19 protein-coding genes are annotated in these 18,803 nt (G+C 56.0%); 13 read left to right on the top strand and 6 right to left on the bottom strand.

The genetic code is table 11. The annotated features are described in order from the left end of the window. Positions 1 to 47: 47 nt before the first annotated feature. Together IEX04_RS06090 and IEX04_RS06095 are read right to left on the bottom strand one after the other, a co-directional pair. A complete protein-coding gene (locus tag IEX04_RS06090; protein WP_188684458.1) occupies positions 48 to 266 on the bottom strand; it encodes an acyl-CoA carboxylase subunit epsilon in 219 nt (72 codons plus the stop codon). 43 nt (positions 267 to 309) lie between these two features. Next, positions 310 to 1,920, bottom strand: a complete 1,611-nt coding sequence (locus tag IEX04_RS06095; RefSeq protein ID WP_188684460.1) for an acyl-CoA carboxylase subunit beta — start codon at positions 1,918 to 1,920, stop codon at positions 310 to 312. Between the two features lie 194 nt (positions 1,921 to 2,114). On the opposite strand from IEX04_RS06095, the gene IEX04_RS06100 reads away from it, so the two are divergent. From IEX04_RS06100 to IEX04_RS06130, 7 genes are all read left to right on the top strand, one after another. Continuing rightward, the gene (locus IEX04_RS06100) at positions 2,115 to 2,972 is read left to right on the top strand and encodes an SDR family oxidoreductase (RefSeq protein ID WP_188684462.1); all 858 of its coding nucleotides are present in this window, start codon (positions 2,115 to 2,117) and stop codon (positions 2,970 to 2,972) included. A 40-nt stretch (positions 2,973 to 3,012) separates the two neighbouring features. Continuing rightward, a complete protein-coding gene (locus IEX04_RS06105) occupies positions 3,013 to 3,879 on the top strand; it encodes a biotin--[acetyl-CoA-carboxylase] ligase (RefSeq protein ID WP_096256677.1) in 867 nt (288 codons plus the stop codon). Positions 3,880 to 3,965: 86 nt separating this feature from the next. Continuing rightward, the gene (locus IEX04_RS06110) at positions 3,966 to 4,517 is read left to right on the top strand and encodes a hypothetical protein (RefSeq protein ID WP_096256678.1); all 552 of its coding nucleotides are present in this window, start codon (positions 3,966 to 3,968) and stop codon (positions 4,515 to 4,517) included. Further along, positions 4,514 to 5,725, top strand: coding sequence for an adenylate/guanylate cyclase domain-containing protein (locus IEX04_RS06115; protein ID WP_096256679.1), 1,212 nt, complete (start codon positions 4,514 to 4,516; stop codon positions 5,723 to 5,725). The genes IEX04_RS06110 and IEX04_RS06115 overlap by 4 nt, the downstream gene beginning before the upstream one ends. Then, complete coding sequence (locus IEX04_RS06120) at positions 5,726 to 6,655, top strand: PP2C family protein-serine/threonine phosphatase (RefSeq protein WP_096256680.1); 930 nt, start codon at positions 5,726 to 5,728, stop codon at positions 6,653 to 6,655. A gap of 91 nt (positions 6,656 to 6,746) precedes the next feature. Next, the gene (ligA, locus tag IEX04_RS06125) at positions 6,747 to 8,987 is read left to right on the top strand and encodes an NAD-dependent DNA ligase LigA (protein WP_188684877.1); all 2,241 of its coding nucleotides are present in this window, start codon (positions 6,747 to 6,749) and stop codon (positions 8,985 to 8,987) included. Then, positions 8,988 to 9,791: an inositol monophosphatase family protein gene (locus IEX04_RS06130; RefSeq protein WP_188684466.1), complete on the top strand. Its 804-nt coding sequence runs from the start codon at positions 8,988 to 8,990 to the stop codon at positions 9,789 to 9,791. It abuts the gene before it with no gap. Between the two features lie 72 nt (positions 9,792 to 9,863). Here the strand turns inward: IEX04_RS06130 and IEX04_RS06135 are convergent, their stop codons facing one another. Then, a complete protein-coding gene (locus tag IEX04_RS06135; RefSeq protein WP_141392960.1) occupies positions 9,864 to 10,391 on the bottom strand; it encodes a hypothetical protein in 528 nt (175 codons plus the stop codon). 284 nt (positions 10,392 to 10,675) lie between these two features. Here IEX04_RS06135 and IEX04_RS06140 point away from each other — a divergent pair, with 284 nt between their 5' ends. Beyond that, the gene (locus IEX04_RS06140; RefSeq protein ID WP_096256684.1) at positions 10,676 to 11,263 is read left to right on the top strand and encodes a hypothetical protein; all 588 of its coding nucleotides are present in this window, start codon (positions 10,676 to 10,678) and stop codon (positions 11,261 to 11,263) included. Here the strand turns inward: IEX04_RS06140 and IEX04_RS06145 are convergent. Continuing rightward, positions 11,260 to 11,610, bottom strand: a complete 351-nt coding sequence (locus tag IEX04_RS06145; protein ID WP_308422401.1) for an SRPBCC family protein — start codon at positions 11,608 to 11,610, stop codon at positions 11,260 to 11,262. The genes IEX04_RS06140 and IEX04_RS06145 overlap by 4 nt on opposite strands. Positions 11,611 to 11,752: 142 nt before the next feature. Beyond that, the gene (locus tag IEX04_RS06150; RefSeq protein ID WP_229677031.1) at positions 11,753 to 12,568 is read right to left on the bottom strand and encodes a glucosamine-6-phosphate deaminase; all 816 of its coding nucleotides are present in this window, start codon (positions 12,566 to 12,568) and stop codon (positions 11,753 to 11,755) included. Between the two features lie 480 nt (positions 12,569 to 13,048). Here IEX04_RS06150 and IEX04_RS06155 point away from each other — a divergent pair, with 480 nt between their 5' ends. After that, complete coding sequence (locus tag IEX04_RS06155) at positions 13,049 to 13,585, top strand: GNAT family N-acetyltransferase (protein WP_096256686.1); 537 nt, start codon at positions 13,049 to 13,051, stop codon at positions 13,583 to 13,585. Between the two features lie 72 nt (positions 13,586 to 13,657). Then, positions 13,658 to 15,571, top strand: coding sequence for a penicillin-binding transpeptidase domain-containing protein (locus IEX04_RS06160; RefSeq protein WP_188684468.1), 1,914 nt, complete (start codon positions 13,658 to 13,660; stop codon positions 15,569 to 15,571). 7 nt (positions 15,572 to 15,578) lie between these two features. On the opposite strand, the gene IEX04_RS06165 is transcribed toward IEX04_RS06160, so the two are convergent. Continuing rightward, the gene (locus IEX04_RS06165; protein WP_229677032.1) at positions 15,579 to 16,160 is read right to left on the bottom strand and encodes a GNAT family N-acetyltransferase; all 582 of its coding nucleotides are present in this window, start codon (positions 16,158 to 16,160) and stop codon (positions 15,579 to 15,581) included. Between the two features lie 157 nt (positions 16,161 to 16,317). Between IEX04_RS06165 and IEX04_RS06170 the strand changes: the two genes are divergently transcribed. The 3 genes from IEX04_RS06170 to gatA all read left to right on the top strand — a co-directional run bounded on the left by IEX04_RS06170 (position 16,318) and on the right by gatA (position 18,795). Further along, positions 16,318 to 16,869 carry a maltokinase N-terminal cap-like domain-containing protein gene (locus IEX04_RS06170; RefSeq protein WP_188684472.1) on the top strand — a complete coding sequence of 184 codons (552 nt, stop codon included), beginning with the start codon at positions 16,318 to 16,320 and terminating at the stop codon, positions 16,867 to 16,869. A gap of 86 nt (positions 16,870 to 16,955) precedes the next feature. Further along, a complete protein-coding gene (gene gatC / locus IEX04_RS06175; RefSeq protein ID WP_096256691.1) occupies positions 16,956 to 17,252 on the top strand; it encodes an Asp-tRNA(Asn)/Glu-tRNA(Gln) amidotransferase subunit GatC in 297 nt (98 codons plus the stop codon). Then, positions 17,242 to 18,795, top strand: coding sequence for an Asp-tRNA(Asn)/Glu-tRNA(Gln) amidotransferase subunit GatA (gatA, locus tag IEX04_RS06180; RefSeq protein WP_096256692.1), 1,554 nt, complete (start codon positions 17,242 to 17,244; stop codon positions 18,793 to 18,795). Before gatC ends, gatA begins: the two co-directional genes overlap by 11 nt. Positions 18,796 to 18,803 lie beyond the last annotated feature (8 nt).

Genomic DNA, 18,803 nt, shown 5'->3' on the forward strand with positions numbered 1-18,803 from the left:
GTGATCTACCCAAAGGTAGAACACCGGGGAATTGCGGGTCGAATCGCTTAGCGTCGGCCTAGGCTCCAGCCCAAACGTGGAGACAGCGCCCGACGTTTGCGAAGTCGAGTCATACGCTCGGGCACCGCAGGAACTTCAATCTCCTCAGACGTGGCGCTCCCCATGGCGGTGAGTAGGGCGGTTACCGCCGCGAGTTCTTCTGCGGTGGGTTTACCCTTGGTCACCTGAATCTGTGCGGCCGCAGGTGCGTTGCTTTGCTCGGTCACTGGCTACTCCTTCAAAGGTGGATGCTGGCTGCGGAATCCGGCTTTACAGCGGGATATTGCCATGCTTCTTCGGAGGCAAGGTGGCATGCTTTTCACGCAGTGCGCGCAATCCGCGGACTAGCTGTAGACGGGTCTCGCTCGGCGCAATGACCGCGTCAATGTAGCCCAACTCTGCAGCCTGATAAGGATTAAGAAGCTCTGCCTCATAATCTTCAATGATCTGCTTGCGGCGCGCCTCGACGTCTCCGCCCTCGGCTTCCACTGCGGCCAGATCACGACGGTAAAGAATGTTGACCGCACCCTGTGCGCCCATCACGCCAATCTGCGCGGTAGGCCATGCCAAGTTCAGGTCCGCTCCAAGCTTCTTGGAACCCATCACGATATACGCGCCACCGTAAGCCTTGCGGGTGATTACGGTTAGCTTGGGCACGGTGGCTTCTGCATAGGCATAGAGCAGCTTCGCTCCGCGGCGGATAATTCCCTGGAATTCTTGGTCCTTGCCAGGCAGGAAGCCCGGCACGTCCACGAAGGTGAGCAGTGGGACGTTAAAAGCGTCGCAGTTGCGTACGAAGCGTGCGGCCTTCTCAGAGGCGGCGATATCCAAGGTGCCAGCAAACTGCATCGGCTGGTTAGCCACAATGCCTACCGTGCGGCCTTCGACGCGCGCATAACCAATCATCACGTTCGGTGCGTAGAGTGACTGCATCTCAAAGAAGTGCTCGTCGTCAACTACGGATTCAATAACCTTGCGCATGTCATATGGCTGGTTTGCCGAATCGGGGATCAGCGCATCTAGGGAGAGATCATCTTCATTGATTTCTAGATCTTCATCAAATTCCGCGGTCAATCCGTCGGCGAGGTTTGAGGATGGGAGGAAGCCCAGCAGTTCCTTGCAGAACTCCACCGCGTCTTCCTCATCGGTGGCTAGGTACGTGGAGGTGCCGGTGTTGGCGTTGTGCTGGCGTGCACCACCCAAGGACTCCATGTCGATCTCTTCGCCGGTGACCGTCTTGATGACATCTGGACCGGTGATGAACATGTGGCTGGTCTTGTCGACCATGATGACGTAGTCGGTGAGCGCGGGGGAGTAGGCGGCCCCTCCGGCGCTAGGACCCATGATCAAAGAAATCTGTGGCACAACACCTGAGGCATGAACGTTATTGCGGAAGATGTCGGCAAACATCGCCAGCGAGGCGACGCCCTCTTGGATGCGTGCTCCGCCGCCGTCGAGGATACCTACGATAGGGCAACCATTGCGCAGGGCGAATTCCTGAACCTTGACGATTTTTTCGCCGTTAACCTGGGAAAGTGAGCCACCGTATACGGTGAAATCTTGTGAGTAGACGGCGACCAATCGGCCGTCTACTGTGCCATAACCGGAGACCAGTCCGTCACCCAGTGGTTTCTTCTTCTCCATGCCGAAAGCAGTGGAACGGTGTGTCGCCAGGGCATCAAATTCGACGAAGGAATCTTCATCCATCAGCATGTTAATGCGTTCGCGGGCGGTGTGCTTGCCGCGTGCGTGCTGCTTTTCGATGGCTACCTCGCCCGAAGGTGCCTGCGCCAAGTTCTGGCGGCGGCGGAATTCGGCAAGCTTGCCAGCGGTGGTGGACAGATCGGTCACTTCGTCCGTCTCGGTGTGGCCCTGCGTCATACCTTCGGCTCCCTCGGGTTCTGCTGATGTGTAGGAATGGCACAAGAAAAATGCCAACTAAGTCAGTCTAACCGGGTTATTTGCGGTTTTTGTTGTAGGAAACTCACAAAACGCCCGTGGTGTGAACATGAAGCACACCAGAATAAGTTACTCATGAGTAGCTTAGCGCGGGAACATCGCGTAACCTAGGTCACATGACTAATGAATCGCGTAGTGAGATCGCCCCAGAAATAACTCGGCTCAAGGGCCGCACCGTGTTGATGAGCGGAGGTAGCCGCGGCATCGGACTGGCCATCGCGCTCGCCGCAGCTAAGGCCGGAGCCAACGTAGTCTTGCTGTCCAAAACCGATAAGCCACACCCCAGCTTGGAAGGCACCATTCACACGGCCGTCGAGCAGATTAATGCGGCCGGCGGGCACGGCTTGGCGGTTGCCGGCGACGTGCGTGAAGACGCGGACGTACAGCGCGCGGTGGATGCGGCGGTCGAAAAATTCGGCGGCATCGACATCGTCATCAACAACGCTTCGGCTATCAACCTGACAAAAACCGATGATCTGGACATGAAGCGCTACGACCTGATGCAAGACATCAACGTGCGGGGGACGTTCCTGTTATCAAAAACAGCGTTGCGATACCTGCGTAAATCCTCACACGCGCATATTCTGACCCTCTCACCACCGCTGAATCTAGATCCACATTGGGCGGGACTTCACCTGGGCTACACCATGGCCAAATATGGAATGTCACTGACCACGTTGGGACTAGCCGAAGAACTCAAAAACGAGGGAATTGCGGTGAATTCGCTGTGGCCGGCAACGTTGATTGATACCGCCGCCATTCGAGCTATGCCCGGTGGGATGAAGATGATCCAAGCCGCTCGCACCACCGATATCGTGGCGGACGCCGCGGTGTGCATTCTTGCCAGTGAGCCACAAGGAGTTAGTGGGAATTTCTTCACCGACGTGCAGGTGCTCGAAAGGTGCGGAATCAGCGACCTGGAGAAGTATGCGGTAAATCCGCAGGCTGAACTCATCGAGGACATCTTCCTCTAAAAACAGGTTCCCCACGGAAGAGATGTCATAGGGTTAAAGGATGAACCCTGAAACCTCGGCGGCACGGGCAGCGCTGGACTCAGCCCCCTTAGAAGAGCTGGCCGCGCAACTGCGGCTGGGCTTCATCAAGGTAGTGACCAGCTCTGGCTCCACCAACACCGAACTTGCCCAACTTGCAAGCGACGGACTAGCTAGCCACCTGAGCGTGTACTTCAGCGAGCACCAGCAACAGGGCAAGGGGCGTTTGGGGCGCGAATGGGTGACACCGGCCGGGTCTGCGATCACCGTGAGCATTTTGGCCTCACCGGGCACTGCGATGGAGCCTCAGTCGTTGAGCTGGTACACGATGCTGGCGGCGCTGGCTTGGTCTCACGCAGTCCAAGAGCTAGTTCCAGTTAATGCGCGGATCAAATGGCCCAATGACTTACTTGCAGGTGACCGGAAAATCTGCGGGATTTTGGCCCAAATGGTGCAAACTCCCCAAGGCTTTGCCGTGGTGGTGGGCACCGGTATGAACGTAGACCAAGAGCCAGCTGAGTTACCTGTAGAAACAGCGACCTCGCTTCGCCTAGCCGGCGGTCACCGGGTGGATCGCTCGGCATTGCTTGCCGAATACCTGCGTCAGTTTGTTGCCCTCGACGCAGCATTCCGAGCGGTAGGCGGGCAAAGTGACGTGGCCATGGAGCCCTTTGGGAACCACTCACTGCGCGAACTGGTGGCGGAACGACTGGCGACCTTAGGCCAAGAAGTACGTGTGGAATTCCCCGATGGATCAACTCTGTTGGGTAAGGCAGTGCAACTGGCTGAGGATGGCGCACTTGTCGTGCAAGACGCTACGGGCCAAAGCCACCGGATTCTGGCCGGCGACGTACACCATGTGCGGCGCGCCGACGGTAAATACGCTTAACGAGCCAAGCGCAGAGTACGCGGACTAGTATTAGATGAGGTGACTGTTCGGAAGAACTTACGGTAGGAGGGGCGAGGAACTCGACGATGAAGGTGCCGTTACATGACAGGGAGCGCGTGGTCATCAAGACCCGAGAACATTCCCGAGTGTTACGCCAGCCTTTTGCCGTCTTTTTATTCCTCACCGCTGGGTGCGCGTTTCTACTCGGTTATCTCTCCCGTGAAGACCTTTCTGATTGGCTCACGAACGAATCCGAGCTCTGGATGATTTTATCCGCCGTACTGTGGTTCATACTTGTGCTGATCTGGTGTGTTACACCGTGGGTTCGTTGGTTACGCACCTGCATCGTGTTGACCACCGAGCGGATCTTATTCCGGACTTCCTATGGTCGCTCGGACCTAGAATCTATTGGTCTTTATTCCGTGCGTGATTTGATTGCGCACACCAAGCAACAGGCGGTAAGCACGAAACCCGGGACCTTAGACGTTGTATTAAGCCATGGACATGTGCGTATCATGCATGTGCCCGCAGTATCCTATTTCCGCACCTTAGCCATCGAGACGATGAACAACGTGCACCAGCATCAGAGAACAAACGCCGCGGTAGATACATCGAACAGTGAGGGCATTGGACAATGAGCACCGACAACTCCAATCCATCACGTCCAGACACCCCGCAGGCGGCTTCTGAGGCAGTCAAAGAAGCCCGCGAGCACACCCCTAATCCTGAGAACCCGGCGGAGCTAGACCCCATCGCCGAATTGGCCCAAGCCATGAAGAGTCCGCTCCAGGTTCCACATCATGCCTCGGACGCGGTCAAAAACCACATGGCCGATTTGGAGCACCGTCTCATTGGCGGGCAACGCGAGTTTAAACGTCGTGAGGTAGCCGCCGACGCCGGTGTTTCACTACTCTCGGCCCGCAAACTTTGGCGCGCCATGGGCTTTCCGGAGCTCGGCGACGACGAAGTCTTTTTCAGTGGACGAGACACCGAAGCCCTCAAGACCATGGTTGACCTGGTGCGCGAAGGAAAACTCACCGACGAAACCGCCATCTCGCTGATGCGTTCGGTAGGGCAAATGACAGACCGCATGGTGGTCTGGCAGGTCGAGGCGATCGTCGAGGATATGGTCGCCAACCAGAATATGAGCGACCGACAAGCACGCCGGCAACTCTTGGAAAGTCTGCCTGATCTCATCGGTCCGTTGGAAGATTTGCTGGTTTACTCCTGGCGTCGCCAGCTCAACGCCGGAATTCACCGTCTTGCACTACGCGCCGAAGCCGGAGTGGCGGCCTATAACCAAGATTCGGGTGACGACGACGGAACTCCACTGCCGCTGGCCCGCGCGGTCGGCTTTGCCGACCTAGTTTCTTACACCTCCTTGTCGCGTCGGATGAACGAACGCACCCTCGCCCAAATGGTGCAGCGCTTTGAATCTAAGAGCGCCGAAATCATTTCCGTTGGTGGCGGCCGACTCGTCAAAACCATTGGTGACGAAGTCTTATTCGTGGCCGAAACTCCGCAGGCGGGAGCCCAAATCTCCTTGGCGCTTTCGCGTGAATTTGAAGCTGACGAACTGTTGCCGCGCACTCGTGTTGCGGTGGTCTGGGGACGTTTGCTCTCCCGGCTGGGAGATATTTACGGTCCCACGGTTAACTTGGCAGCTCGACTGACCTCGTTGGCGGAGCCCGGAATGGTACTAACCGACGCGGTTACCGCGAACACGCTGAAACAAGACGCACGCTTTATCCTCACTGCTCAAGAAATAACCTCAGTGCGTGGTTTTGGTGAAATTCAACCCTATGAACTCTCCGCTGGTGAGGGTGGCAGGCTGGTGCTGGACTAAATGGATTCCGAAGAGAACTTCGAAAGCTTCCGCCTGGCCGTCTGCGGTCAAACAGATGTCGGGCTCAAACGCCAGGACAATCAAGACCGCATCCTGATCACTGACGTGGTCCAGGCGGTGGCCGATGGGATGGGCGGACATGAGGCGGGCGAGGTAGCCAGTCAACTGGCAGTAGAAACCCTCGAAGAGCTGAACACCTTCAGCCTGAAAACCATAGCGCGCCGGTTACCGACCGTTGAGCAAGTTCAAAAACAGGTGCAACTGGCCGATGACCGCATCCGAGATGTGCTGGAATCGCGTGGTGGCACTACGCTTTGCGCACTGGCTTTGATCCGTAGTGCAGGGCCAGGCCGTGACCAGGTGAGCCAGCCAATGGTGATCCCACCGTGGACCGGTAGCTTTAAAATGAGCCAAAACACCGATGTGCTCAGCAAGATTACCCCCGAAATGCTGGCCGAACATCGGGCACGGACCGAAAAGGTCAGTGCCGAAACCCAAAGTAGCGCCGAGTACACCAGCTTGCTGTTGGTCAACGTCGGTGATTCGCGCGGTTATCGTCTACGGGGCAAGGAACTGCGTCAACTTACCCGGGACCACTCCGCAGTGCAAGAAATGGTGGACGCCGGTCAGATTACCGAGGCCGAGGCACGTAGCCACCCACACCGCAACCTGATCACCCGCGCCTTAGGTGCCGGGGCCGACAGCCAACCGGATTTAACCGTATTGCAGCCGCGCATCGGTGATCGTTATCTGCTGTGCAGTGACGGGTTAAGCGGGGAATTGACCGAAGAAGCAATTCAAGAAATTCTTGTTGGCTACCCGGAACGAGAAGCGGCTTCTCAAGTTTTGACTCAGGCTGCGCTGGAAGCTGGAGGCCGGGATAATATCGCGGTGGTAGTCATCGACGTGTTACCCGCCGCGGACTCTTAAACACGCGGTGCTCGCAAGAGTCAAAGCGTCGCTTGGTTGGGGCACAATTGGATACGTGAGTGAAAATCCAGTAACACCAACAGACTCCACGATGACCCCGCCGGATAGCGTTCGCGAGCGCTATGCGACGCTGGTGGAACAAGTGCGTGCACATCGCGAGGCCTACTACCTGCAAGACGCTCCGATGGTCTCGGACGCCGAGTATGACCAGCTGTTCCACGATCTGCAGCTTGTGGAGAGCCAGTACCCGATTCTGATGGGCCAGGACTCACCCACGTTAGAAGTCGGCGGTGAGGTCAGCAGCGCTTTTGCTCCGGTAACCCATGCCAGCCGAATGTACTCGTTAGAGGACGTCTTTTCGCTCGAAGAGCTCACCGTGTGGCTGGAACGGGCCCAAGCCAACGCATTAAAGCTTCATCCCGAATCGCCCATGAAGTGGTTGTGCGAAGTAAAAATCGATGGGTTGGCGCTGAACCTGACCTATCGTGACGGAAAGCTGTTGCGTGCGGTCACCCGAGGCGACGGCACTACCGGTGAAGACGTGACACATAACGCGCTGACCATCGCCGATATCCCGCAAGAACTGAGCGGCAATGGATACCCGCAAGAATTTGAAGTCCGCGGTGAGGTTTACATCGGCACCGATGATTTTAACGCCTACAACGAGATGCTGATCGCAGACGGCAAGGCGCCGTTGGCGAACCCCCGCAACGCAGCCGCCGGTTCGCTGCGCCAAAAGGACCCGGCACAGACCGCAAAGCGCCCACTGCGGATGTTTGTCCATGGTCTTGGTCGCAGTAAAGACTTTGCAATGACGCACCAGTCCGAAGCCTATGAGCTGATGCGCGATTGGGGTCTACCAGTTTCTCCTTACGGTCGGGTAGTCACCTCACTTTCCGAGGTCACCGACTTTATCGCCGAGAATGGTCAAAAACGCCATGAGCTGATCCACGACATTGATGGAATTGTCATCAAGGTTGATGACCTGGCCACACAAGAACAGCTAGGTTACACCTCGCGTGTGCCACGCTGGGCGGTGGCCTACAAATATCCGCCGGAAGAAGTACACACCAAACTACTCGATATCCAGGTGCAGGTCGGTCGCACCGGACGAGTGACTCCCTTCGGCGTGATGGAGCCGGTGCTCGTGGCCGGTTCCACCGTCGCGCGCGCCACCTTGCACAACCAAGAAGTTGTTAAGGCTAAAAACGTGTTGATCGGCGATACCGTGATCCTGCGTAAAGCCGGAGACGTGATCCCAGAGATTGTTGGTCCAGTGCTCGCCTTGCGTGAGGGCAATACGGAACTGCGTGAATTCGTGATGCCTACTTCTTGCCCGTCTTGTGGTCAACCACTGGCGCCGGCTAAGGAAGGCGACGTAGATATTCGTTGCCTCAACGCTGAATCGTGCCCGGTACAGCTCACCGAACGAGTAGCCTACCTCGGTGGGCGCAGCGCATTGGACATCGAGGCGCTGGGCTACGAGGCTGCCGCGGCGTTGACCAGTGGGCCGGGTGAAGACCCCGCCACTCAGGGCGGATTGATTTTGCCGGCTGGCGCAGGTCCGCTCCACAACGAAGCCGAACTTTTTGATCTGAAAGAAAAGCTTGAGCAGCTTGCCGAGGTGAAAGTCTGGCGCGAAAAACGCTCCAAGGGTGAAGGCACCGGAAAATTCGAGCTGGTTCCATACTTCTACACCAAGGCCACGGCGAAAAAGCCGTCGGCACCTACCAAGAGCACATTAAAGCTCTTCGAAGAACTGGAAAAGGCTAAGAGCAATCCACTCTGGCGCGTCTTGGTCGCCCTGTCGATTCGTCATGTTGGACCCAACGCTTCACGCGCCATTGCAACCCGCTACGGGTCTATGGACGCTATCCTGGAAGCCTTGAAATCACCGACGGCAGTGGATGAGCTGAGTCAGATCGATTCGGTGGGCTCAATTATTGCCGAAGCCCTGGTCGACTGGTTCAAGGTTGATTGGCATCGTGACATCGTCACCCAGTGGCAAGCCGCCGGGGTGAAGATGGAAGATGAGCAAGACGAAAATGTCATCAAGCATCTAGATTCATTGGCCATTGTGGTCACCGGTACGTTGGAGAACTTCTCCCGGGACACCGCTAAAGAAGCAATCATTATTCGCGGTGGAAAAGCCACCGGGAGCGTTTCCAAGAAGACAGATTTTCTGGTGGCCGGCGAGGCCGCCGGGTCAAAGCTTGATAAGGCGCAGTCCCTAGGCGTGCCTGTACTGGATGAGGCTGGCTTTGTGGTGTTGATTGAACAAGGACCGGATGCTGCGCGCGAGGTCGCAATAAAGGCAAGTGAAGGAGCCTAAGTGGAGAACAAAAAGATAGCGCATGACCCACTGGTACTTTTGGCACGTCGTGCTGCTGCTGCCGGTGCCCAGGTACTTTCCGGCCGTGATGAGGAAAAGTTTAATACGGATGAAAAGTCGGCTGCGGGGGACTGGGTTACCGATTTTGACCGCGCGGCGGAAGAAGCCATCCGTGCCACGATTTTCACCGCACGTCCTAACGACGAACTGACAGGTGAAGAATTCCCCAGTCAGAAGCCGGCTAATCCCAGCGGCTACCGCTGGAGTATTGACCCACTGGATGGCACGACAAACTTCGTGCGCAACATCGCGTATTACTGCTCCTCGGTAGGCGTATGCCAGAGACAAGATGATGGTACCGACTTATGGGTGGCAGCAGCTATCGTTGCACCCGCGCTGCAGGTCGAATACTTCGCCGGACGGGGGCAGGGAGCTTGGAAGCATGATCTACGTACCAAGAAGATCACCCAGCTCACCGGCCCGGTCGAGTCGGATGCCAAATTGTTGGGTACCGGCTTTGGCTACGACGCAGAACGCCGTGAGTTCCAACTAAGCGTACTGACCGAACTGCTGCCAGATTTTGTCAATATTCGCCGGATTGGTTCGGCAGCCTTGGACTTGTGTTTGGTCGCCGAGGGGTCTTTGGACGCCTACGCGGAATTTGGAACTCAAGAATACGATTGGGCTGCCGGTGCCTTGATCGCTGAAGAAACTGGCACCCCGGTGGGACGACCGGTGGGATACCCCGGTTGGCAATATGCCGGACTGGTTGATACCAGCAAACTGGTTAGCCCTAAAGTGTAGTTAAACACTTCTGGCTCGTACCTGCGCCCCTTCTCAAGGTAGCGGTACGAGCCAGAAGTGTTTTTGGAGCGGTTAGCTGAGCATTGCTATCCAACCGCTAAGGTAGCTCACGGCTATGCCAACAATGACGCCGCCGCAGACCTGCGAGGGGGTATGTTGTTGGCTACGAATGCGGGACCACGAGAGCACCGCGATAAACGCCAGGACGGGTGGGACCAATGCCAAACTCGTACAAAGTTGTAGCGCCACGTAGCAGCCGACCGCCATGTGCACAGAGACCTTCCACCACAGGTTAATCACTGCCACCATTAGCAGCCCGGCCAAGATGGAGAGTACTTCAACAAATATCCGCTGGCTCGCGCCCATCAGGCTAAGCAATAGGAGTCCGAGCCCAATCGATACCGCGGTGAGGGCGAATATTTTATGGCGTTGGCCGCGCCTGGTGACGTGTAAATCGGTCACTGTTCCGCGGTAGGTGGACCACAGCAGATACAGCCACGGAAGAACCATGGTGAAAGCTGTGGCAACGCATACTTCAACCCAGGAGACTTCGCTGTGCCGCAAGGGCGTAGAAAGCAACAGCAAGCTGGCTAAGATCACTGGGGTGAAAATATGCGAGAGGAAAAGCGCAATTTTTCCGATACGGTCATTACGGGAATCGAGTCGCTGAATTTGAGCGGTAATGAGACGGTCCCTTGCTTGTTGGCTCTGTTGGCTCTGCCCTGCGAGTCTAAATGCGGGCGACCTTAAGCCTATAAGTAGCGTCTAAGAAACCGCGCCGTTGGGACACGCGAGGAAAATAATTACTTCCTGTCACGGCTGAATCCTAGCTATCAATTCTTTTTATACGTAGGATTGAATAAAGGAGTTATCAGGTCACAGTCGTGATCCTCGAAAGTAAAGTGTCTATTGCCTGCGACCGTTCCGAGATTCTGCGTCATGGACATTCAGACGGAGTGGCAGGCGCTGGAAAGGTAAAAATCTTGAAGAGCAGTCCGAAGAGAATTTATGCTTTAGCAGGTGCTATCACGCTGATGGTGCCTCTACTTTTAGCTACAGGTTGTTCCAAGGCCCAAGATCAGTGTTTACCTGAAGCCATGTCTCTTTCTGAAACGACGGCCCGGCCAGGAGCGACGATTACCGTCGCAGCGCCCGCTGCCAAGTGCGATCTGGGTTACGCAGAGGGCAAGGAATATACACTCCAGCTAATTTCGGAGTACTCCGAAAAAGATCCAATCAAGGCGCGAGAAATTCGTGTGAATACCGATGGTTCTTTCAGCGACGAAGTCCCGATCCCTGTGGAGTTCCCCCAAGGGGCAGCCATATTGCTAATTTCAGGTAGTCCATATGACGAGTGTGGGGACTTAGACTCCTGCGCCGCATACTCTCACTCGTTCACAGTTACTGCCGACGAGGACGAGTCAGCACCGAGCGTCCTTGATCATCTAGATACTCTGTTGTTTGAGCCTTAATTTTCCAAAAGAAATTTATTTCGCTGCCTGATCAGCTGAGGCATGTACCAGCCTAAAACTAACCTTTCGGCCACCCACCCAAGGGGGCCGAAAGGGGCCGCAAAACTGACCCGATCAATCATCATTGTCTTGCCGTCTACGTCAAAGAATTCATGGACATGATGGAATGACTTAAACGGTCCACGCAACTGTTCATCAATGAACATGCGAGCTGGATCCATAGCCGTGATTTTCGTGGTGAGCCGAAACGGTATCCCAAAATGTCGGGCCTTCCACGTGACCTGCTCACCGAATGAGATTAAGCCACTTTGCACTCCAGCGACAGCTTGTTCCTTTGTCTGAGACATTGAACCTAGGTGCGCGTCGATGCTCCGTGAACGGTCAAAAAGTTCGGTTCGACTCATCTGAGTGTGGGTGACGCATTCGAAATAGACTGCCATAGTTCTTAGTCTTGCACTCCCGGTAGGCCAATGACCGTATTGAATAGGCCTAGTGGACCCGCAGGTTCTCTAAGCTGATGCCTTCCGCCGCATCATCGTAGTAGGCACGTTTCTTAAGACCGGCCGCGGCGGCTTCGTCGAGAACAACCACAGCGTCTTGGTGAAGTTGCAGAACCGACCCCGGGCACGACGCGGACAGTGGCCCTTCGACGGCTAGCGCCACGGCTTCTGCTTTAGCTTCTCCCGTAGCCACGAGGACTAGACGTCCAGCTTCCAAAACAGTACCCAGACCTTGGGTCACGCAATGGGTAGGAACGTGTTCGATGCCGTCGAAAAAGCGTGCATTGTCGATACGGGTTTGCGCGGCTAAACGCTTGATACGGGTACGGCTTCGTAAAGCGCTTCCCGGTTCGTTAAACCCCACGTGGCCGTTGCTACCAATGCCAAGAATCTGGACCTGTACGCCACCGGAAGCCTTGATAGCCTGGTCATACGCATGTGCTGCGGCTTCGATTTCCTCGACAGAATCTGCCATTCCGCGAGGAGTGTGTAGACCGCTGACGGGCAAGCCAAAAGTGTTGCACACTTCGGTGATCAGAGTCTGACGGTAGGAGAGCTCATGGGTATCGGGGATGCCGATGTATTCGTCCAAGGCGAAGCCTTGCGCGTTGGAGAAATCTGCTCGTCCTTCGGCAACCGCCACACGTAACTCGCGATATAGGCCCAAGGGGGATGAGCCCGTAGCGACACCGAGTACGGGATTTTTTCCATGCCCGTGGTGTGCTAACCCAGCAAGGACGTTATCTGCTGCAATGCGAGCAACATGTTCCGCGGATGAACCAATGAGAACGCGCAAGTCGTTCACTCTCCGATCTGATAGTGAAAAATAAAATTAGTGAGGGCAGGCTACGCGCCGCAGCGCAAATCTTTGGATCTGAACCAAAATGTTGTCCCTTACAAATTGAAATTATTGGGTTGTGTCTGTACTTCTCTAAAACTTCTCACCGCACCGAAGACAGCTAAAAATCAATCCGATTAGGGGTGATTAGAAGGAAAGTTACTTCCTCAGCCATTGACGTGGTGTAGGCGAGCACAACATTGTGATCAAAGAGAAAGACCATATGCCCGAGGGCAATGCTTACTAGTTTACTGGTTGCTGGCAGACAGCACAGCAACGCTGTCTTTTATTTCATGTCAAACCATCACAACTTCTTCATGCCTTCGGCACCGGGTCGCTCATCCGTGAATTCACGCGGAAAGACTTCACTAAACAGAATTCGAAGTGGCGACAGAACCCGCACAAAGGGCTCTGAAGATTCAGAAATGGTGACAAAATAGTAGAACTATGTCTGAAATTGATGATGCCAAAGTTACCAGTAGCCCATTACTGATCGAAGCCGCTACCGTGGCCGACTATGAACGAATTGGCCAGCTAACGGTTGATGCGTACGTGCAGGCCGGGCACTTTGCTGATCCGCAGCACGAATACCTAAAGTTTGTTCGCCAGGTTGCACGAAGGGATAAATACTGCGACATTTTGGTAGCGCGCAAGGATGGTCATCTTGTTGCCTCAATGACCCTCATTCAAGCCGGTAATGAATATGCTGACATTGCGCTTGAAGGCGAGCTAGAAATCCGTATGCTCAGCGTTGATCCGGGCGTACAACGCACCGGTGCTGGCAAAGCGATGGTGGTGGCTGCGATTAACTTTGCCCGCCAACTTGCCGATGTACATACTGTCTCGCTAACCACCGGTGAACGTTGGTTAGCAGCACGAAGTCTTTACGAGTCACTGGGATTTATCCACCGAGCCGAACGTGATTGGGTAGTGCCAAATACCGATATCCGCCTTGTGGTGTATTCGCTGAACTTAGCTGACTAAGCCGCATATCGAACGCTGACATGTGGCGAGCCGTTCTAGCGTGCTGCAGTTCGAAGTGCATAGACTGACGCCATGCGTCGTTTCCCCCGAAGTGTTGTTGTCCTGTCTGTCGCCGCGCTCGTTGCCAGTACCTTTACTGCGTGCAGCGCAGCAACGCCGGACCCAAAACCCGCGGCCGAGGCCTTAACAGCCGCGCTCGGTTCCGGGGACTTTAGTCAGGTGCCACTCGCTGGAAGCGACGCTAGCGCCGCGAACAAAAGCGTCGAAACAGCATTCGGTCCGATGGGCGACATCAAGCATACCCACACCGTGCTGAATGCAGCGGAAGACGAAGAAGCCCAAGACGGGGTGAAAACGGCTACCGCAACAGTGCAGACCACGTGGGATGTTGACTCCTCCGAGAACGACCTCACCTATGAAACTCAAGCGGTCATGGAATTTGATCAGGACGCCGAGCAGTGGAAGCTGCGCTTTGACCCGGCGATTCTCGCACCCGACTTGGTCGCCGGAGAATATCTTGACGCACGATTTAGCGAAGCTAAACGTGGACAGATTCTGGGTGGTAACGGCAATGCCCTAGTAAAGAATCGTCCGGTGGTACGGGTAGGAATCGACAAGACCCGCACCGAGGCAGATCAGTGGGACTCCTCGGCACGGAGTCTGGCCAAATTGCTAGAGATCGATGAAGATTCGTTCGCAAATCGGGTCGAAAAATCTGGGGCCAAGGCGTGGGTGCAGGCCATCGTATTGCGTGATGACGCCAGCCGCGAGGTGAGCGATGACGAAATTACCGGGATCCCAGGTGCCGTCGCGCAACCTGATGAGATGCCCTTGGCGCCCACGCGTACCTTCGCCCGACCAATCCTTGGAAGCGTCGGACAAGCCACCGCTGAAATTATCAAAAAGTCTGAAGGCAAAATTCAGGCCGGTGACCAGGTGGGTCTTTCCGGTCTGCAATCGGCCTATAACGAGTCATTAGCGGGGGCCTCAGGCGTCACCGTTTCCCGCTACAACGCGGACCACGAGGCCGTGGCAGAACTGCTGAGCAGTGAACCGGTCGCGGGCGAAGACCTCAAACTGACGCTCAATGAAAATATGCAGACCGTTGCAGAGTCGTTGGTTGCTGAAACTGATTCAGCCTCCTCCATCGTGGCCATTAAACCTTCCACCGGCCAAATTCTCGCGGCCGCATCCGGACCGGAAACCAACGGGCTGAATACGGCGCTCAAAGGACGCTACGCACCGGGATCTGTCTTCAAAGTAGTCGGTGCCCTAGCAATGCTGCGTGACGGCGAAACACCCCAGAGCAAGGTGCAGTGCCCGGCAAGTACCGAGGTTGATGGCAAAAGTTTCAAAAACTATGACGGTTACCCAACCAAAGCGGTGGGTACGATTCCATTCGCAGAAGCCATTGCAGAGTCTTGCAACACGGTTTTCGTCAATGCAGGTAAGGGACTTGGCGCCAAAGCGGTGGCCGACGCTGCCAGCTCATTAGGGCTACTAGCAGATGATGGAACTGGAGCCGAAGCATTTATCGGTTCGGTGCCAGATGACTCCGAAGGTACCGAGTTGGCTGCAAACATGATTGGACAGGGCGTGGTGGAATCCTCTCCATTGGGCATGGCAACAGTGATGGCTTCCATTGCTAACGCCAGCACCGTGCATCCACAACTCGTGCTGAACCCGAAGGTCAAAGAACCGGCCAAGGCTAAGAGCGCGCTGACTGAAAAAGAAGCTGAGCAGTTGCAAGAAATGATGGCCGGCACGGTGGACCACGGAACGCTCAAAGCATTAAAGTCGGTTCCTGGGGCAAAAATTATCGGCAAGAGTGGTACCGCCGAATACGACGCCGAACGAAACGCGCACGCCTGGGTGATTGCCGCCCAAGGGGATCTGGCCGTCGCAGCCTTTGTCGAAGACGGTGATGGGGGCGCGCAGACTGCCGGACCGTTAGTTGCCGACTTCCTTACCAAAGTTGGTAAGTAATCACTGTTTAGCTTGCGGGGGTAACTGCCGCGAAATAATCGCGGGAGAGAACGCTGAAAATTAGCTGGTCGTGGAAACGCCCCTGATGGAAATAGATCTCTCGTTCTCGTCCTTCAAGGATGAAGCCTGCTTTTTCATAAGTGCGTACCGCGCGAGTGTTAAAGGCGGCGACTTTCAGCCCTATACGGTTTAGACCCATCTCCGCGAAGCCGTATTTGAGCATTAGGCCGATGGCACGGGTGCCGTAACCTCGGTTTACCTGGTCACCGCCGAGCATGATCGCTAACTCGGCGGCTCGGTGCGGTAAGGATCCACCACTGAGCGTGATGTGCCCGATAAGCCGTCCATCCTGGCATTCAAAAATGCTAAACCCAGCATCACCGCTGTGGGGTTTATTTACGCTCCAACTAGCAAGCATTTCCGTCACCGATTGGGCAGGACGGGGTTTGATAATGCGTTGTTGTAACACTGCCCAACGCGGGTCATTCCACCATTGGGCAAGTTGCGCAAGATCCTCTGGTTCCACTTCGCGCAAATCCACCTGCTCATCACAGAGCAGGCTCTTTCCATAGTCTTGGGCCTGTTCCATTTGATTCCACTGCGCCTCACCGAACATGAAACCCATGCTATCTAGTCGACGCGGAAGTTTGTTAGTAAAGAGAAAAACAAACTATTTGTCAAAGAAGTGTGAACAACACTAGCCCTAGGCTCTTGTGTGCTCAGCGCGCGCTTGGCAGACTGAGCCCATGGGCATTATCTACAACACCTCCATGAATCCTTCAAAAAATGAGTTGCTCGCTAAGTGGCTGGTGACGCAGGATTTTTATGACGGTCAGGGCGCTCCAGACTTACAGGACGTCGGTGGCTTCCGTTTGGAGGATCCAGCCGGAGAAGTGGGTATGGAACTGCGCTTAGTCGCAGACCGTGCCGATCGCTCCGAGGTGATTTACCACGTGCCTTTCAGCTACCGAGCCGAAGCGCTGGAAGACGCCGAGGCATATCTCGTGGGCACCAGCGATCACGGGATTCTCGGCTTGCGTTACATCTATGACGCGACCGGTGACCCGGTTTTTACTGCGCAGCTCAATGAACTTCTTGCCGGCCGGGCTGTCCCACAACATCAGAACAATTCCTTCGAAGAAGACTCAAATGTCCGGGTCTTAGGTAACGGGGTTAGCGGCACGCTTGAAGTGATTCGTCGCCCAGTCGCAGGCGAAGTAACCGGGCAAGGTGTGGTCGGTTCGTGGGAAAACGCGCTAGGCCAACCGCTCAGTGGTCTGGTATTGCGCATAGCATAACCGCTTGAAGACCAAATCGACCTAGCTGAGGGCGGGCAAGGGATAGACTTGTCTGTGAAACCCATCCGCCCACTTTAGGGAGATATATGTCTGCCATCAGCCGTGAGGACCTTGTGCATTTGGCACAATTGGCCCACATCGAGATGAGCGGCGCAGAGCTGGATAAGATGACCGGTGAGCTCGGCGTGATCGTCGATGCCATCGCATCTGTCAGCGAAGTCGCCTCTTCCGATATTCCAGCCACCAGCCACCCAATCCCGTTGACCAACGTGTTGCGTGAAGACGTGGTGGGGCAGACGCTGAGCATCGATGAAGTTCTGCTCAACGCGCCTGACTCGGACTCGGACCGCTTTAGGGTCCCAGCAATTTTGGATGGTGAATAATTCTGTGTCTGATCTGATTCGTCTTTCCGCCACCGCACTGTCAGCAAAGCTGCGCGCTGGCGACGTAACCTCCGTCCAGGCAGTCCAGGCTCACCTGGACCGTATCGCCGAAGTTGATGGTGCACTAAACGCCTTCCTGCACGTGAACGCCGAAGAGGCGCTCGCCGTCGCGGCCGAGGTGGACGCGATTCGCGCAGCCGGCGGAGCCGAAGCCGAAGCGCTGCACCCACTTGCCGGTGTACCAATTGCCATCAAGGACCTGATCGTCACCAAGGGCCAGCCCACCACCGCAGCATCGAAGATGCTCGAAGGCTGGATGAGCCCATATGACGCGACCGTGATCGAAAAGATCCGCGCGGCAAAGCTTCCAATGTTGGGCAAGACCAACCTGGACGAATTTGCCATGGGTTCGTCCACCGAGCACTCCGCCTACGGTGTGACTCGCAATCCGTGGAATCTGAACCGCATCCCCGGTGGTTCCGGCGGTGGCTCGGCCGCTGCAGTTGCCTCCTTCGAAGCCCCACTCGCACTGGGTACGGATACCGGTGGCTCCATCCGCCAGCCGGGCGCCGTCACCGGCACCGTGGGTGTGAAGCCAACCTATGGCGGTGTTTCGCGCTATGGTGCGATCGCCATGGCTTCCTCGCTGGACCAGATCGGCCCGGTCTCCCGTACCGTGCTTGACTCGGCATACTTGCAGGAACTGATCGGCGGGCACGACCCGAAGGATTCAACCTCGCTGCCAAAAGCCCTTGAAGGTCTGGTTGCTGCCGCGGAAGCTGGTGCCACCGGAGATCTGAAGGGTCTGCGCATTGGTGTGGTTAAAGAATTGCAGGGTGAAGGCTACCAAGCTGGCGTGCAGGCACGCTTCGAAGAATCTCTGGAATTGCTCAAGGGTGCGGGCGCAGAAATCGTCGAGGTTTCTTGCCCTAACCTGAAGTACGCGCTGGGCGCCTACTACCTGATCATGCCTTCGGAAGTCTCTTCCAACCTGGCCAAGTTCGACGGCGTGCGCTTCGGCAAACGCGTGCTGCCAGAATCCGGCCCAATGACCATTGAACGCGTCATGGGCTCCACCCGCGCCGCAGGTTTTGGCGATGAGGTAAAACGCCGCATCATCTTGGGCACCTACGCATTGAGCGCCGGTTACTACGATGCGTACTACGGCTCGGCACAGAAGGTTCGCACACTGATTCAGCGCGACTTCGCCGCAGCATTTGAACAAGCAGACGTACTGGTGTCTCCAACGGCACCAACCGTCGCCTTCGAACTGGGCGAGAACGACAACGATCCATTGGCTATGTACCTCAACGACGTGGCAACCATCCCGGCTAACCTCGCCGGCATCCCGGGCATCACCGTGCCCGGCGGATTGTCTGAGGACCTGCCGGTGGGTATCCAGTTCTTGGCGCCTGCTTTCGAAGACGCCCGCGTGTACCGCGCGGGTGCCGCATTGGAAGCACTGCTGGAAAAGAGCTGGGGCCACACCCTGATCTCGCAGGCACCTGCCATTGATTCCGCGTCGATCGCGCCAAAGGCCTAAGGGGAGCA

It is taken from the genome of Glutamicibacter ardleyensis (genome assembly GCF_014644555.1).
In the GTDB taxonomy this organism is placed as follows: Bacteria; Actinomycetota; Actinomycetes; order Actinomycetales; family Micrococcaceae; genus Glutamicibacter; species Glutamicibacter bergerei.